The sequence below is a fragment of the Bradyrhizobium sp. B025 genome (assembly GCF_042257955.1).
Classification (GTDB): Bacteria; Pseudomonadota; Alphaproteobacteria; order Rhizobiales; family Xanthobacteraceae; genus Bradyrhizobium; species Bradyrhizobium diazoefficiens.
In genome coordinates this window covers 8,174,275-8,189,370 of record NZ_CP170150.1, presented here as the reverse complement: position 1 = coordinate 8,189,370, position 15,096 = coordinate 8,174,275, and the positions used below count along the sequence as shown (strand labels likewise).

Genomic DNA, 15,096 nt, shown 5'->3' with positions numbered 1-15,096 from the left:
ATGCTGAACCTCGCCGAATACCGCAACCGGCCCCACAGTCTTGCCGACTTCCTGCCCTGGGCCGCTTTGGTCGAGAAGGGCGTCGTCCTCAACAAGGACGGCGCGTTCCAGCGCACGGCGCGCTTCCGCGGGCCGGATCTCGACAGCGCGACGCCTGCCGAACTGGTCGGCGTAACGGCCCGACTCAACAACGCGCTCCGCCGTCTCGGCTCAGGTTGGGCGATCTTCGTCGAGGCCCAGCGCATCGCCGCCCAGACTTATCCGCACAATACTTTTCCTGACGCCGCATCAGCGCTGGTCGATTTGGAGCGGCGGGACGCTTTCGAGGAGGCGGGCGCGCATTTCGAGAGCCGCTATTTCCTGACCTTCGTCTGGCTCCCGCCGGCTGAGGACGCCTCGCGGATCGAAGGCTGGCTCTATGAGGGCCGCGCGCAGAGCGGCGTCGATCCCCACGAGCTGCTGCGTGGTTTTGTTGATCGGACCAACCGCGTCCTGCAACTTGTCGAAGGGTTCATGCCTGAGGTGGCGTGGCTCGATGATGGCGAGACGCTGACCTACCTGCATTCGACGATCTCGACCCGGCAACAGCGCGTGCGCGTCCCCGAGACGCCGATGCATCTCGACGCGCTGCTCGCGGACGAACCGCTTGCCGGTGGCCTCGAGCCGCGGCTCGGCAACCATCATCTTCGTACACTCACGGTGGTCGGCTTTCCGACCGCGACCTATCCCGGAATCCTCGACGAGCTGAACCGGCTTGCCTTTCCTTACCGCTGGTCGACCCGCGCGATCCTCCTCGACAAGACCGAGGCGGTGAAACTCTTGACCAAGATCCGCCGGCAGTGGTTCGCCAAGCGCAAGTCGATTGCAGCCATCGTCAAGGAGGTGATGACCAACGAGGCCTCGACACTGGTCGATAGCGATGCGGCGAATAAGGCCACTGACGCCGATCTCGCCTTGCAGGAACTGGGCACCGACGACGTCGGTCAAGCCTACATCACCGCGACCGTCACCGTCTGGGACGAGGACCCCGGTCTCGCCACTGAGAAGCTTCGCCTCGTCGAGAAGGTGATCCAGGGGCGCGACTTCACCTGCATGCCGGAAGGGGTGAACGCGCTCGAAGCCTGGCTCGGCTCTCTGCCGGGTCACGCCTACGCCAACGTTCGCCAACCGCCGCTCTCGACACTGAACCTCGCTCACCTGATTCCGCTTTCAGCGGTCTGGGCCGGGTCAGATCGGGATGAGCATTTCCGCAGCTCCCCGCTCTTCTTCGGTAAGACCGAAGGCTCGACGCCGTTCCGGTTTTCGCTGCATGTCGGCGACGTCGGCCACACCCTGATCGTCGGCCCGACCGGCGCCGGCAAATCCGTGCTGCTGGCGCTGATGGCGATCCAGTTCCGGCGCTACCGGAAAAGCCAGATCTTCGCCTTCGATTTTGGTGGCTCGATCCGCACGGCGGCCCTTGCCATGGGCGGCGACTGGCACGACCTCGGCGGAAGTCTGTCCAACAGCGCCGAAGATTCAGTCTCCCTTCAACCCCTCGCACGTATCGGCGATGCGGCCGAGCGCGCCTGGGCGGCCGAATGGGTGACGGCAATCCTCGCCAAGGAGGGCGTCACCATCGATCCGACCGTGAAGGAGCACGTCTGGTCGGCATTGACGTCACTGGCGTCCTCACCGGCCGAGGAACGCACGATCACCGGTTTGACGGTTCTGTTGCAATCGACCGCACTCAAGCAGGCGCTGCAACCTTATTGCGTCGGCGGCTCCTCCGGCCGTTTGCTCGACGCGGAGGCCGAGCAGCTCGGCTTTGCGTCGGTGCAGGCGTTCGAGACCGAGGGCTTGATCGGCGCAGGCGCGGCGCCTGCCGTCCTCACCTACCTCTTCCATCGCATCGAGGGCCGGCTCGACGGCCGGCCGACCCTCCTCATCATCGACGAGGGGTGGCTCGTCCTCGACGATCCAGCCTTCGCGCAACAGCTCAGGGAATGGTTGAAGACCCTGCGGAAGAAGAACGCTTCCGTCGTCTTCGCCACTCAATCGCTTTCCGACATCGATGGCAGCAACATCGCGCCAGCGATCGTCGAGAGCTGCCCGACGCGGATATTCCTGCCGAACGAGCGCGCGATCGAACCGCAGATCACCGCCATCTACCAGCGGTTCGGCTTGAACGACCGCCAGATCGAGATCATCGCGCGGGCGACGCCGAAGCGCGACTACTATTGCCAGTCTCGTCGCGGCAATCGGCTGTTCGAGCTCGGCCTTGGGCCAGTTGCGCTCGCCTTCTGCGCCGCCTCCTCCAAGACCGACCATGCCGCAATCGAACGGCTGCTTGCCGAGCACGGCCGTGACGACTTCACGGCCGCCTGGCTCGCCGATCACGAACTGCTGTGGGCCGCCGATCTCATCCCTGACCTGACAAACCTGGAGGTGCAATCATGACCGCTCTCGAAGTGCGGCGCGCTGGCTTGGCCGCTGCGACGGCTCTCTCGCTCGCCTTTTCGATCTCGCCGCTTTCGACGACCTCGGTCCTTGCGCAGTGGATCGTCTACGACCCCACCAACTTCAGCCAGAACGTGCTGACCGCGGCGCGCGAGCTGCAGCAGATCAACAATCAGATCCAGATGCTGACCAATCAGGCCCAAAGCCTGGTGAATCAGGGAAAGAACCTCGCCAACCTGCCGTTGTCGACGCTGACCCAGCTTCAGTCATCGATTGCCAAGACCCAGTCACTGCTGAGCCAGGCCCAGAACATCGCCTTCAACGTCGAGCGCGTCCAGACGATGTATTCCAGCACCTACGGCACGGCGGCGGCGACGGGCTCCAATGCAACAATGTTTGCCGCGGCTCAAAGTCGTTGGCAGAACTCGGTGGGCGCTTTCGAAGACTCGCTGAAGGTGCAGGCCGGCGTCGTCGGCAATATCTCGACCAACTCCAGCGCAATGAGTACGCTGGTTACCGCCAGTCAGTCGGCAAGTGGCGCTTTGCAAGCCGCTCAAGCCGGCAACCAACTCCTCGCGCTGCAATCCCAGCAGCTATCCGATCTCGTCGCGGTGCTCGCCGCGAAGGGACGGGCGGATGCGCTGGAGCAGGCGCGCGTAACGGCGACCGAGTCGCAGGGCCAGCAGCAATACAAAATCTTCTCGACACGCAGCGGCTATCAGCCGGGCAACGTCACCATGTTCAGCGGCAACTGAGGCACCGATCATGGAGCGCTCGGATATCTTTCGCGCAGGCGCGATGATCGTCGTGTTCGTGATTTTCCTCGCCGCGCTGCACGTCATCCATCGGCGTCCAGCCGAGCGGCCGGTATCCGACGCCCCCTCTGTCTCCGCTCCCGATGACCTCTCGGCCGAGCTGCTCCGCTGCGCCGAGCTTGGACCCCAGGATGCCGAAGATCCGCACTGCCAGGCGGTTTGGAAGGAGAACCGCGCGCGCTTCTTCGGCAGGCCGGCGCGGCCACGTCTGCCGCAAGCCGCGCCGGCCACTCAGCCGATGACGGCTGTTCCAAAGGGAGAGAAGCCGTGAACAACGTCGGCGTCATCGACACCTTTCTCAATACTTTCACGACCTACATTGATTCGGGTTTCGGCCTGATCAAGGGCGAGGTCACGTATTTGTCGTCGACGTTGATCGTCATCGACATCACGCTCGCGGGCCTGTTCTGGGCTTGGGGCGCAGACGAAGACATTCTCCAGCGACTGGTGAAGAAGACCCTCTACATCGGCTTCTTTGCCTTCATCATCACTAACTTCACCAAGCTCTCAGGCATCATCTTCAACAGCTTCGCAGGCCTCGGCCTGAAGGCCGGCGGCTCGTCGATCTCGACGGCGGACTTCCTGCGGCCCGGCCGGCTTGCGCAGGTCGGCCTCGACGCCGGGCAGCCGTTGCTCGACTCCGCAAGCCAAATGATGGGCTTCACCAGCTTCTTTTCCAACTTTGTACAAATTGCCGTGCTGATGGTGTCCTGGCTGCTGGTGCTGATCGCCTTCTTCATTCTGGCGGTGCAGCTCTTCGTCACGCTGATCGAGTTCAAGCTGACGACGCTCGCCGGCTTCATCCTCATTCCGTTCGCGCTCTTCAACAAGACCGCCTTTCTCGCGGAGAAGGTGCTGGGCAATGTCGTTGCCTCCGGCGTGAAGGTCATGGTGCTCGCCGTCATCGTCGGCATCGGCACCGGGCTCTTTTCGCAGTTCACCACCGCCTATGCCGGCGGCCAGCCGACGATCGAGCAGGCGCTCTCTGTCGTGCTCGCGGCGCTCGCTATGCTGGGCCTCGGCATCTTCGGGCCCGGCATCGCGACCGGGCTTGTTTCCGGCGCGCCGCAGCTTGGTGCGGGCGCTACCGTCGGCACGGGTCTGGCTGTTGCCGGTACAGCGATGGTCGGCGGCGCGGCGCTCGGTTTGGCCGGAAGGGGAGCGATGGCAGCCAGCTCTGGTGCTGCGGCTGCCGCGCGCGGCGGTGCGGCGATGGCGGGCGGCATGTCCTCCGCCTACAGCCTCGCATCAGCCGGTCGGTCCGGCGCCGGCGGCGTCGCGTCCGGTCTCGGCGGTGCAGGCCGTGCGGCGGCTAGTCACGCGGCAGCTCCCGTCAGACGCGCCGCTGCGCAAGCGGCAGGGACAATGACGGAGAGCTTCACTTCTGGCGCCCGTGCCGGCGTCGCCAACACGGGTGGCTCCTCGACGATGGGGACCATTCGGAGCGGCGCGGCCGCAAACGATGGAGCCGCATCTCAAGTGCCGAGCGAGAGCGGTCCGCCCGCCTGGGCCCAACGCGTCAAGCGCAATCAGACCGTCATTCACGGCGCTCAGACCACCGCGCAAGCCCTCAAATCCGGCGACAGCCATGGCGGCGGCCACTCCGTCGACCTCTCGGGAGGAGAATAACGAATGTCAGTCTTCCGGCGATCGTCGGTTCGTTACGGCCGCACGCCCGAACCAGAAACCCCCTACCAGCGCGCAGCGCAAGTTTGGGATGAGCGCATTGGATCCGCCCGGGTGCAGGCCAGGAACTGGCGGCTGATGGCCTTCGGTTCGCTGATGCTGTCCTGCGGCCTTGCCGGTGGACTCGTCTGGCAATCCACGCACGGCACTGTCGTTCCCTGGGTGGTGCAGGTCGACAAGCTCGGCGAAGCGCAAGTCATGGCGCCCGCTACCGCCGACTACAGGCCGAACGACCCACAGATCGCCTGGTATCTCGCCCACTTCATTCAGATCGTTCGCTCGCTTCCGGCCGACCCGATCATCGTGCGGCACAACTGGCTGCAGGCCTATGATTTCACAACCACGGCGGGCGCGGCGGCGCTGAACGACTACGCCCGCGCCAACGACCCCTTCGCCAATCTCGGCAAGCAGCAGGTCGCGATCGACGTCTCCAGCGTCATCCGCGCCTCGCCCGACAGTTTTCGCGTGGCCTGGGTTGAGCACCGCTTTCAGGACGGGGCGCTCGCCGGCACCACGCGTTGGACCGCGATCCTCACCATCGCGATTCAGCCGCCCACCGACGCCGATCGGCTGCGCAAGAATCCACTCGGCATCTACGTCAACGCCATCAACTGGTCAAAGGAGCTGGGACAATGACCCCGCCGATTTTCGCAAAAGCCGGCGGTTCGGCTTCGCGTTTTTCCATCGTTCATCAAAACCGGAAGGACGGCGATACGTCTTTCCGTAAATCCGCTTTGACGGCTTTGCTGATATCCGTCTCAGCCCTTGGCGGCTGCGCGCACAATTTCATCCCACCCGACATCAGCTACGACACTGCGGAGCCTGCGACGCTCACCGTCGACCCGGCGCCGCCCGTCAAAATCGTGGAGTTGCCCCAGCCGCTGCCACTGCCCGGGCAGTTGAAGCCGCTCGCCGCCGGCAAACGCGTCCCGGAAGCCGCCGATCCAAAGGTTCGCGTCAAACAGGCCAACGCCGCGGCACGGGTGCAGCCGGTCCGCAATGGTTTCATCAACGCAGTACAGGTCTATCCGTTCTCCGGCGGAGCCCTCTACCAGGTCTACACGGCGCCCGGCCAGATCACAGATGTCGCCCTCCAGGAGGGTGAGCAACTCGTCGGCTCCGGTCCGGTTGCCGCCGGTGACACTGTGCGCTGGATCATCGGCGATACCGAGAGCGGCGCGGGCGCGACCAAGAAGATTCATATCCTCGTCAAGCCGACGCGGCCGGATTTGGTCACCAATCTCGTGATCAACACCGATCGGCGGACCTATCTCCTCGAGCTGTGCTCGACGGAAAAGACCTATATGGCCTCGGTCTCCTGGCAGTATCCCGAGGACCAGCTGATTGCGCTTCGGCGGCAGAATGCGGCCGCTGAAACTGCGGCGCCAATTGCGGCTGGCGTCGATCTCGCCTCGATCAACTTCCGCTACTCTATTGAGGGCGACGACCCGGCCTGGCGTCCGCTGCGCGCCTTTGATGACGGCAACAAGGTCTACATCGAGTTCCCAAGCGGTATCGCCCAGGGTGAAATGCCGCCGCTGTTCGTGATAGGTCCAGCCGGCGGCTCCGAACTGGTGAACTACCGAGCAAACCGTAACTACTACATCGTCGACCGCTTGTTCGCCGCCGCCGAATTGCGTCTTGGCGACAAGGATAGTGAGCGGCGCGTGCGCATCGTCCGCACCGACGGAAGGCCGCGCGCATGGCGATAGACAGCGAAGACGAACGTCAGGGCGACATTCCGCCCGTCGCGCCGCCGGACCTGCGGCTCCGAGGCGAGCGGCCCCGTGTCACACGGCTCTCGCGCAAGGTCCTTGTCGGCCTCGGCGCGCTGTCTGCCCTCGCGGTCGCGGGCGCGCTCGGCTACGCGCTCCAGACCGGCAACAAGGCGCAGAGCGGCCAAGAACTGCTCAGCACCCAGAACCGGCCTTCGGCCGAGGGTCTGGCCGGGTTGCCGAAAGACTATACCGGCCTGCCGCGTCAAGCACCGCCGCTCGGGCCGCCGCTGCCCGGCGATCTCGGCAAGCCGATCCTCAACACCGGCGCTGCACCGAACACGATGGCGGCGACGTCAGATCCCGAGACGCAGCGCAGGGGCCAGGAAATCGAGGCGGCGCGGGTCAGCCGCCTCTTTGCCCAAACTGCTCAGCAACCGCAGAGCGTCGGCCAACTCATCCCGAATGCCTCCGCTGGCGCCACGGCCACTCCGGCCGCGACACCGCCCGTCGATGCCGGATCTGCCCAGAACATGCAGGACCGCAAGACGGCCTTCCTCACTGCTCCGACAGACAAGCGCACGGTCAGTCCGGAACGGCTCGAAGCCAAGGCCTCACCTTACGTCGTGCAGGCGGGCACCGTGATTCCGGCTGCGCTCATCACGGGCATTCGTTCCGATCTGCCCGGCCAAGTCACCGCACAGGTGACCGAGGCGGTCTGGGACAGTCCGTCTGGCAAATATCTTCTGATCCCGCAGGGTGCCAAACTGATAGGTCAGTACGATAGCTCCGTCGCGTTCGGCCAGTCCCGCATCCTCCTGGTCTGGACCCGCATCATCATGCCGGATGGCAACTCGATCGTGCTAGAGCGCCAGCCCGGCGCCGACACCGGTGGTTATGCCGGTCTCGAGGATGAGGTCGACAACCACTGGGGCATGCTGTTCAAGGCTGCCGTCCTCTCGACCATGCTCAGCGTCGGAGGCGAGGCGGGCACGAGCCAGAATGAGAACAACCTCGTTCAAGCGATCCGTAGCGGCGCGTCCAACAGCATCAGCCAGACCGGCCAGCAGATCGTGCAGCGCCAGCTCAACATCCAGCCGACGCTGACCATCCGGCCAGGTTTCCCGGTGCGGGTCATCGTTACGCGGGATTTGGTGTTGGCTCCCTACCGCCAGGAGGCAAGCCGATGAGCAAGCTGAAGCTCGGAACCATCCTCGACGATAAGCCGGTGAAGATCGCCGTCGAGTTGCCGGCTGCCGTCCATCGCAATCTCCTCGCCTATGCCGAGGCGATCGCGCGCGAGAGCGGACAGCCGGCACCCGATCCCGCCAAGCTCATCGCTCCGATGATCCAAAGATTCATGGCAACAGACAAGGGGTTTTCAAAGGTGAAACGCGCGGCAACAAATTGATAAGGGGACGATCGTTCAGCGTTGCCTTGCAGAAACGGCCGGGACGAAAGCCCATCAAGTCAAATCCGGTCATAGACCAGCATTTTGCTCACGTAGACGCGTTCAGGTGAACAGGAAGTCAGATGCCATATATCGATGCCACGGGTGTGAAGCTTTATTTTGAGGAAGCCGGGGAAGGTCATCCGATCATTTTCCTGCACGAGTTCGGCTCAGATAGCCGCGGATGGAAAACCCAGGTTCGCTACTTTTCTCGTGCCTATCGCTGCATCACTTTCAACGCTCGCGGATATGCCCCCAGCGACGTTCCTGACGATCCGACGCTATATGGCTGGGAGCTCGCTGTGAACGACATCGCCGCCGTCATGCGTGGCCTCGCTGTCGAACACGCACACCTGGTCGGATTGAGCATGTGCGGATATGCCGCCTTGCAGTTCGGATTACGCTATCCGAAGAGAGCCAGCGCGATTGTCGCGGCCGGTGTGGGATCCGGATCGGCTCCTTCCCAGCAGGACGCCTGGTCGAGAGAAACCTCCATTCTCGCGCGGGCTTTCATCGAGCGCGGGATGGACGCGATGGCCCGGAGAATGGCGCATGGTCAGACTCGTATTCAACTCAAATACAAGGACACACGGAGCTGGGAAGAGTTCCAGGAACGCCTGCGTCACCACTCACCGCTAGGTATGTCGAATACGATGGCGCGCTGTCAGGGGGTGCGACCGCCATTGCATGATCTGGCCGATCAGTTCTCAACGATGCGAACACCGGTATTGCTGGCCCTGGGCGATGAAGACGCGCCCTGCCTTGAGACTAACCTGATGCTGAAAGCAGTGCTTCCCAACGCCGGTCTTTGGATCTGTCCCAACACCGGCCACACCATCAATCTGGAAGAGCCGACAGCATTCAATGCTCAGCTCGACAGCTTTCTAGCCGCCGTCGAGCGTGGGAGCTGGCGCCGCGGGCATCCGGAAATTGAGGCTGAATCCGATCTGAAACTTGAGATGACGTGCGATACACGCACGAAGGCAGTGGCCCGTTACTGCAACACTCCAGGCGCTTCACAGTGAGTCCTCTCATGAAATCCCGGACCGGCGTTCATCTCAGCGAATCCATGTCAACGCGGTTGACCGCCGCGGCTACACGCACGGGAGTCACAAAGTCAGAACTTATTGAAGCCGCGCTCGATAGCTTTCTCGAATCCGATAACGCTGCTGAACATTTCGCGATCGTGGCAGGCCGCCTCACTGAGTTGAACGATCAGATCGGGCGTCTCGGTGCCGATCTCAAGATGGTGAATGAGGCCGTCGCCCTTCACGCGCGCTTTCACTTGGCTGTTACGCCCTCGTTATCGGCGGCAGAGCAGCATATGGCGACTGTGGTGGGCTCAGAACGCTTCGATGAGTTCGCTGCGCAAGTAGGACGTCGTGTTGAGCGGGGGACATCCCTCCTCCGGGAGACGATGAACCGGCGCCTCGTGACGAATAAGAACCGCTGGGCGAGCCACCTTGCGGCAAGCGCGGATCGCCGCACGAATTGCAGGTCTTCAGAACCAGACCGTCGTCTGTCCGACACGGTTGATGGCGGGTCAGAGCCGAATGCTGCCGTGCGGGAGGGCGGCAGCATTCGAACCTTTCCAGACCGGACCAACATCCCGCTACAGCGAGAGATCTAACGGCGCTGAAACCACGCCTTATTCGCGGCCGCCTAGCCCAAGCCGCACCTACGTGCCGCGACGATCAGTTGCAGACGTGATGGGTGTCTCCGCACTTGTCATGCGGGTGTTTCTACCTTTTGCTGTCGGTTATTACCTCTCGTACCTCTTCAGGACAATCAACGCTTTGATCGCCGCTCCCCTGACATCGGAATTGGGGCTCGACGCTGGTGATCTTGGCTTGCTGACTTCGGTCTATTTTCTCACCTTCGCGGTAGCGCAGATACCCGTCGGCATCCTTCTGGATCGATATGGTCCGCGGCTGATCCAGAGCGTGCTGCTGGTTGCTGCTGCGGTCGGCGCCGCATTGTTTGCTACGTCAGACAATTTGCTCATGCTGCTTCTAGGCCGGGCGCTACTCGGTCTCGGCGTCGCCGCGAGCCTGACCGCCGGATTGAAAGCCCTCGTTCTCTGGTTTCCGAAGGACCGTCTTCCGTTTCTCAACGGCCTGATGGTCATGCTCGGTGCATTGGGAGCAGTCACCACGACCTCGCCGGCGCAGTGGTTGCTGGCTTGGGTTGGGTGGAGGACGCTCTTCGCATTGTTAGCTGTCTTCACGGCCGGCTGTTCGGCGATGATCTATCTCGATGATCTATCTCTTGGTGCCGGAGAGTGCATCGGCAACGCCGGTCCTGCGTGGAACAGCCGTGGCCAGCTTGAAGAAGATTTATACCGATCCGCATTTCTGGCGTCTGGCGCCGCTATCAGCGACTTCCGTCGGCACCGCCTGGGCGCTGCAGGGACTTTGGGCAGCGCAGTGGTTCACTGACGTCGAGGGACTTGATCGCGCTGCTTTGGTGCAACATTTGCTTGTCATGACCGTCGCGCTCAGCCTGGGTGCGCTCCTGCTAGGCGTTCTGGCTGATCGGCTGCGTCGCTATGGCATTGGAACAGAGGCGCTCCTCGCGGTCGTCGGCCTTATGTTCATTGCCGTGCAATTCGCGATTATCCTGCGATGGCCGTTGTCATCATACGTCCTGTGGGCCGCTGTGGCCGCCGTCGGCGCAGCTACGGTGCTTAGCTATGCGATCCTGGCTAGTTATTTCCCGAAAGAGCTTGCCGGACGGGCCAATGCTGCGCTGAACGTGTTCCATATCGGTGGAGCGTTTGTCCTGCAATATGCCACTGGCGTCGTCCTTGAACATTGGACGCCTCAGGCGGGGCATTATCCGGAGATCGCGTACCAGATAGCCTTTTTCCTCAATCTTGTCCTTCAGATCATCGCATGGGTCTGGTTCGCTTTCCCGTGGGTGCTTCGGCCGTCGACGAGCGCTAGGTTCAGCGATTAGGGGCGCGAGTCGGCGGCAGCCAAGGTTCAGCCTGCCGGGACTGTGAGCGATCACAGCAAGCACCGGCGAATGTTCGACACCGCGACGCACCTCGTCCAGGAAATGCCGCCCCCCAGGGGTGATCGTGACACCCCGATGCCGATGCTCGAACAGATGCTGCAGTCTTCAGGGATCTCAAAGCTATGCCGATTCTGACGCGTAGCGGCGGCGCGACGACGCCGACCAAGGCTGCCAAGTTGATCGCCAATGGTTGGGCGCTTTATCGCAACCGACCGCGCCTTTGCGAAGGCCCGACGAAATGCTGTTCAGCTCGCATCTGGGGCAGCGGAAATATCAGGATAGCGCTCCCGAAGCAGGTCGAGCAACGGACGCAGCGATGGATTAGCGTTGTCCTGCCGCCAATAAGCGCGCAAGCTCAGCCGCGTCGGCCCCTCGGCATCATGCACCTCGCGGAAGGTGACACCCGGATAGACTGCGCCCGTCGCACTTTCCAATACCAGTAGAATGCCCCAGTCCACGCCGACCAAGGAGAGAAGACGGTCGAGCACCACATCATGGCGAACCAGCGGGCAAGGATCGGAAGACCCCAATTTGCTGTCAAGGAGCTTCAGGAATTCCGGTCCCGGGCCTCGCTGCGACATCAAAAGCGATTCGTGCCTCAGTTCGCCCCAGTGAATTACGTCACGACCTGTCAGCGGATGGTTCGCGGGGAGGGCGGCAACGACACGCTCGCTCCAGAGCAACAATGACCTGTCGCTCCACCTTGGACTGAGGCCGGCCACAAAGGCGACGTCAATCGCGGAGCTGGCGAGATCCGAAATCAGATGGTCGCTCGCTCCGTCAACCAGTTGTCTGTCGACATCGGGGAAGCGGTGCCGGTGCTCGATGAGAGTGGCCCGGAGATTGCCGGCTGACAGGGAAGTGTGGATGCCGATGGTCAATCGGCCGCTCTCACCACGCGAGCGGTTCTTGCCACGAACCGTGATTGCTTCCGTCTCATCAACGAAACGCCGGGCAGCTTCGAGGAATTCCTGCCCTTCAACGGTAGGTCGTGTGCCGCCATTGGTACGCTTAAACAGAGTGACGCCCAACCTGTATTCGAGATTGCGCAGGCCGCGACTAAGAGTGGGTTGCTTGATTCTGAGCGCCTCTGCCGCTTGGCGGAGGCTTCGGTGCTTGGACGCGACGATCGCCCAGCGCAGGTCTCGAAATTCCACAGGCACGGTCGAAACCCTAGGGTAAGTTGCCGGTGACCAATTGACCAATTTTTGTCTTGAATGGCGCACGCCATTTGCTTGCGCTGCTTCTGGATCTTCCAATTTGGCAAGCGCAAAAATGGGCGAGGCTGGAGCCAAAAAAGTTTGGCAAGTTTGCCTTTCATTTGCTTGCGCTGCTTCAACCCGCCAATTCGGCCTCGAAAGGGCCATCAAAAGACATCCGCCCTCCGGGCCGGTTAAGACCCTGCCGCCATTTGCTCGGTACCTAGGCTCGCTGGAGGCACGAGAAGCGCAAGCTCTTCTAACTTCATGTTTCGGGTAAACTGCTATGATTCCAAATGACAGTGAACCAATCGCCAACCCAACCCGATCATGAAAAAGCCTCCCGAACGACCCGAGAAGCAGTCTTTTCGATTGAAATGGGTAGAACGGGGAAAATCCGTTTTTGTGACCGAGCGTGTGATCCTACACGAGGTAATTTTGCGACAGGGCAACAGAAACCGACTGAGCTTCAGGTCAGCTTGGTTGTCCGCCTAAATGCTGTCCGCCAACGGCGCGCAACTGAGGATCGAAGTCGACAGGTTTTTGACGACAGTTCAGGCGGCCTGAGCGAACTAGAAGTATAACTGAATCATCGGGATGAAAGCCTCCCACCTATCCAAGTTAAGGCCTAGCTGCCCGCCTTGCCTTTCTTCTAATCCGCAATTCCTTTTCTGCTACCGATTTTCGGGGTAACTCAATCTTACCCAACTTCAGCGTGAAAGGGCGCTTGAGACCAAAAAATGGCGATTAGCCTTTCAGTACTACGGCCCCTGGAAGAGGAGGGGCGCGCGGATTACGGGTCGAAGAGCCCAGGAGGGATTAATGCCAAGGACGCACGCCGTTTTTCGCGGCTATTCGATGAATCTTGCCCGAAACGCTCTCATCTGCTCCACCCTTCTGGCGCGAACGGTTGGATACAGCGACTGGGGCGGTGTCATCCCCGCTAGGGATTGTCCCGGAAGCATGACGCTGGCAGCAATTACAAGCGCGCCAGAACCATAGACGAGATAGTTGTTGGAGGAGTTTGAACTGAGCGTGGTCGTGCCTGAAGAAACAAGATTGGTTGTCACGGCTTGCTCCAAATAGATTACGGAAACTTGGACGAGCTTAATTAGTCAAATTCGGTATCGGTCCTCGCCTGCCGGATCGGCCCAGCAAGGCCACCTTGGATCCTCTGATTGTATTCCCCAACCGCGGCATGCGTGCGCAGCACGCTGTTCACCATCTCGAACATGTCGTGCATGCGCTGCTCGGAGACCGGGCTCTCGACCACGACGACGAGCTCGGGCTTGTTCGAGGACGCGCGCACCAGGCCCCAGCTGCCGTCCTCGACCGTGACGCGTCCGCCGTTGACGGTGACGAGATCGCGGATCGCCTGGCCGCCGATCCTGGCGCCCTTGGCCTGCAAGCCTTCAAAATGCTTCACCACCTGGTCGATGACGCCGTACTTGGTCTCGTCGGCGCAATGCGGCGACATGGTCGGCGACGACCAGGTTTTCGGCAGCGCGTTCTTCAAATCGGCCATCGACTTGCCCGGCGCGCGGTCGAGCATGTCGCAGATCGCGAGCGCCGACACCAGGCCGTCGTCATAGCCGCGCCCATACGGCTTGTTGAAGAAGAAGTGGCCGGACTTCTCGAAGCCCGCGAGCGCACCCGTCTCGTGGGTGCGGCGCTTCATGTAGGAATGGCCGGTCTTCCAATAAGCGACCTTGGCGCCCTGCTTCTGCAGCACGGGATCGGTGACGAACAGGCCGGTCGACTTCACGTCGACGATGAACTGCGCGTCCTTGTGGATCGCCGACATGTCGCGGGCGAGCATCACGCCGACCTTGTCGGCGAAGATTTCCTCGCCGGTGTTGTCGACGACGCCGCAGCGATCGCCGTCACCGTCGAAGCCGAGACCGACATCGGCCTTGTGATGCAGCACCGCATCGCGGATCGCGTGCAGCATCTCCATGTCTTCCGGATTCGGATTGTATTTCGGGAAGGTGTGGTCGAGCTCGGTGTCGAGCGGGATCACCTCGCAGCCGATCGCCTCCAGCACCTGCGGCGCGAACGCGCCGGCCGTGCCATTGCCGCGGGCCGCGACGACCTTGAGCTTGCGGGTCAGCTTCGGACGGCTGGTGAGGTCGGCGATGTAGCGCGCCGGATAGTTCTCGTGGAACTGGTAGGAGCCGCCGGCCTTGTTCTTGAATTCGGCGTTGAGCACGATTTCCTTCAGCCGCGTCATCTCGTCGGGGACGAAGGTCAGCGGGCGGTTGGCGCCCATCTTCACGCCGGTCCAGCCATTGTCGTTGTGCGAGGCCGTGACCATGGCGCAGCAGGGCACGTCGAGGTCGAACTGCGCGAAATAGGCCATCGGCGTCACCGCGAGCCCGATGTCGTGCACCTTGCAGCCCGCAGCCATCAGGCCGGAAATCAGCGCATATTTGATCGAGGCCGAATAGCCGCGGAAATCATGGCCGGTGACGATCTCCTGCTTGACGCCGAGCTCCGCAATCAGCGCGCCCAGCCCCATGCCGAGCGCCTGGATCCCCATCAGGTTGATTTCCTTCTGGAACAACCAGCGCGCGTCGTATTCGCGAAAACCCGTGGCCTTCACCATCGGCTCGGATTCGAAGGCATAGGTGTTGGGCAACAAGACGGATTTCGGCTTGGGGAACATTGAGACAATCTCAGAAATGCGAGGAATTGACCGCCGCCATAGCGAATGCCCAGGCCGAGGTATCGCGGGCATCACACAATGGACAAGGTAGGCTTGTTGGCTAAGTCTT

Annotated in this window: 16 protein-coding genes; 13 read left to right on the top strand and 3 right to left on the bottom strand. The window is 62.0% G+C overall.

From position 1 onward, the window contains the following. The 13 genes from trbE (at nucleotide 1) to ACE10W_RS38680 (ending at nucleotide 11,405) form a co-directional block, all read left to right on the top strand. A complete protein-coding gene (gene trbE, locus ACE10W_RS38740; RefSeq protein ID WP_011090993.1) occupies nucleotides 1–2,439 on the top strand; it encodes a conjugal transfer protein TrbE in 2,439 nt (812 codons plus the stop codon). Beyond that, nucleotides 2,436–3,194, top strand: a complete 759-nt coding sequence (gene trbJ, locus ACE10W_RS38735; protein WP_011090992.1) for a P-type conjugative transfer protein TrbJ — start codon at nucleotides 2,436–2,438, stop codon at nucleotides 3,192–3,194. Before trbE ends, trbJ begins: the two co-directional genes overlap by 4 nt. Nucleotides 3,195–3,237: 43 nt before the next feature. Continuing rightward, entirely contained in the window at nucleotides 3,238–3,525 is a 288-nt protein-coding gene (gene trbK-alt, locus ACE10W_RS38730) for a putative entry exclusion protein TrbK-alt (RefSeq protein ID WP_231088586.1), read from the top strand. Next, nucleotides 3,522–4,883 (top strand): P-type conjugative transfer protein TrbL, encoded by a 1,362-nt coding sequence (gene trbL, locus ACE10W_RS38725; protein ID WP_011090990.1) that lies wholly within the window; start codon nucleotides 3,522–3,524, stop codon nucleotides 4,881–4,883. Before trbK-alt ends, trbL begins: the two co-directional genes overlap by 4 nt. A gap of 3 nt (nucleotides 4,884–4,886) precedes the next feature. Beyond that, nucleotides 4,887–5,576: a conjugal transfer protein TrbF gene (gene trbF / locus ACE10W_RS38720; RefSeq protein WP_011090989.1), complete on the top strand. Its 690-nt coding sequence runs from the start codon at nucleotides 4,887–4,889 to the stop codon at nucleotides 5,574–5,576. Next, nucleotides 5,573–6,652 carry a P-type conjugative transfer protein TrbG gene (gene trbG / locus ACE10W_RS38715; protein WP_375762484.1) on the top strand — a complete coding sequence of 360 codons (1,080 nt, stop codon included), beginning with the start codon at nucleotides 5,573–5,575 and terminating at the stop codon, nucleotides 6,650–6,652. The genes trbF and trbG overlap by 4 nt, the downstream gene beginning before the upstream one ends. After that, nucleotides 6,643–7,845: a TrbI/VirB10 family protein gene (locus tag ACE10W_RS38710; protein ID WP_011090987.1), complete on the top strand. Its 1,203-nt coding sequence runs from the start codon at nucleotides 6,643–6,645 to the stop codon at nucleotides 7,843–7,845. The genes trbG and ACE10W_RS38710 overlap by 10 nt, the downstream gene beginning before the upstream one ends. Further along, nucleotides 7,842–8,066 carry a DUF2274 domain-containing protein gene (locus tag ACE10W_RS38705; protein ID WP_011090986.1) on the top strand — a complete coding sequence of 75 codons (225 nt, stop codon included), beginning with the start codon at nucleotides 7,842–7,844 and terminating at the stop codon, nucleotides 8,064–8,066. Before ACE10W_RS38710 ends, ACE10W_RS38705 begins: the two co-directional genes overlap by 4 nt. Nucleotides 8,067–8,188: 122 nt before the next feature. After that, the gene (locus ACE10W_RS38700) at nucleotides 8,189–9,130 is read left to right on the top strand and encodes an alpha/beta fold hydrolase (protein ID WP_011090985.1); all 942 of its coding nucleotides are present in this window, start codon (nucleotides 8,189–8,191) and stop codon (nucleotides 9,128–9,130) included. A gap of 8 nt (nucleotides 9,131–9,138) precedes the next feature. Further along, complete coding sequence (locus ACE10W_RS38695) at nucleotides 9,139–9,735, top strand: ribbon-helix-helix domain-containing protein (protein ID WP_161170741.1); 597 nt, start codon at nucleotides 9,139–9,141, stop codon at nucleotides 9,733–9,735. A gap of 79 nt (nucleotides 9,736–9,814) precedes the next feature. After that, complete coding sequence (locus ACE10W_RS38690) at nucleotides 9,815–10,543, top strand: MFS transporter (protein WP_016848072.1); 729 nt, start codon at nucleotides 9,815–9,817, stop codon at nucleotides 10,541–10,543. Further along, entirely contained in the window at nucleotides 10,431–11,063 is a 633-nt protein-coding gene (locus ACE10W_RS38685) for a hypothetical protein (RefSeq protein ID WP_223154147.1), read from the top strand. Before ACE10W_RS38690 ends, ACE10W_RS38685 begins: the two co-directional genes overlap by 113 nt. A 246-nt stretch (nucleotides 11,064–11,309) precedes the next feature. Beyond that, nucleotides 11,310–11,405: a hypothetical protein gene (locus ACE10W_RS38680; RefSeq protein ID WP_301309069.1), complete on the top strand. Its 96-nt coding sequence runs from the start codon at nucleotides 11,310–11,312 to the stop codon at nucleotides 11,403–11,405. On the opposite strand, the gene ACE10W_RS38675 is transcribed toward ACE10W_RS38680, so the two are convergent. From ACE10W_RS38675 to ACE10W_RS38665, 3 genes are all read right to left on the bottom strand, one after another. Then, a complete protein-coding gene (locus tag ACE10W_RS38675; protein ID WP_011090981.1) occupies nucleotides 11,369–12,490 on the bottom strand; it encodes a LysR substrate-binding domain-containing protein in 1,122 nt (373 codons plus the stop codon). The two genes, ACE10W_RS38680 and ACE10W_RS38675, sit on opposite strands and share 37 nt — an antisense overlap. Nucleotides 12,491–13,173: 683 nt before the next feature. Then, nucleotides 13,174–13,392: a hypothetical protein gene (locus tag ACE10W_RS38670; RefSeq protein WP_125459388.1), complete on the bottom strand. Its 219-nt coding sequence runs from the start codon at nucleotides 13,390–13,392 to the stop codon at nucleotides 13,174–13,176. A 41-nt stretch (nucleotides 13,393–13,433) separates the two neighbouring features. After that, on the bottom strand, nucleotides 13,434–14,987 hold the full coding sequence (locus ACE10W_RS38665; RefSeq protein WP_049801880.1) for a phosphomannomutase/phosphoglucomutase: 1,554 nt from the start codon (nucleotides 14,985–14,987) through the stop codon (nucleotides 13,434–13,436). Nucleotides 14,988–15,096 lie beyond the last annotated feature (109 nt).

What these genes read in the sequence shown, in the direction of transcription:
- trbE (WP_011090993.1), top strand. Translation starts at nt 1, where the DNA reads ATGCTGAACCTCGCCGAATACCGCAACCGGCCCCACAGTCTTGCCGAC.
- trbJ (WP_011090992.1), top strand. Translation starts at nt 2,436, where the DNA reads ATGACCGCTCTCGAAGTGCGGCGCGCTGGCTTGGCCGCTGCGACGGCT.
- trbK-alt (WP_231088586.1), top strand. Translation starts at nt 3,238, where the DNA reads ATGATCGTCGTGTTCGTGATTTTCCTCGCCGCGCTGCACGTCATCCAT.
- trbF (WP_011090989.1), top strand. Translation starts at nt 4,887, where the DNA reads ATGTCAGTCTTCCGGCGATCGTCGGTTCGTTACGGCCGCACGCCCGAA.
- trbG (WP_375762484.1), top strand. Translation starts at nt 5,573, where the DNA reads ATGACCCCGCCGATTTTCGCAAAAGCCGGCGGTTCGGCTTCGCGTTTT.
- ACE10W_RS38710 (WP_011090987.1), top strand. Translation starts at nt 6,643, where the DNA reads ATGGCGATAGACAGCGAAGACGAACGTCAGGGCGACATTCCGCCCGTC.
- ACE10W_RS38705 (WP_011090986.1), top strand. Translation starts at nt 7,842, where the DNA reads ATGAGCAAGCTGAAGCTCGGAACCATCCTCGACGATAAGCCGGTGAAG.
- ACE10W_RS38700 (WP_011090985.1), top strand. Translation starts at nt 8,189, where the DNA reads ATGCCATATATCGATGCCACGGGTGTGAAGCTTTATTTTGAGGAAGCC.
- ACE10W_RS38695 (WP_161170741.1), top strand. Translation starts at nt 9,139, where the DNA reads ATGAAATCCCGGACCGGCGTTCATCTCAGCGAATCCATGTCAACGCGG.
- ACE10W_RS38690 (WP_016848072.1), top strand. Translation starts at nt 9,815, where the DNA reads ATGGGTGTCTCCGCACTTGTCATGCGGGTGTTTCTACCTTTTGCTGTC.
- ACE10W_RS38680 (WP_301309069.1), top strand. Translation starts at nt 11,310, where the DNA reads ATGGTTGGGCGCTTTATCGCAACCGACCGCGCCTTTGCGAAGGCCCGA.
- ACE10W_RS38675 (WP_011090981.1), bottom strand. Translation starts at nt 12,490, where the DNA reads ATGGCCCTTTCGAGGCCGAATTGGCGGGTTGAAGCAGCGCAAGCAAAT.
- ACE10W_RS38665 (WP_049801880.1), bottom strand. Translation starts at nt 14,987, where the DNA reads ATGTTCCCCAAGCCGAAATCCGTCTTGTTGCCCAACACCTATGCCTTC.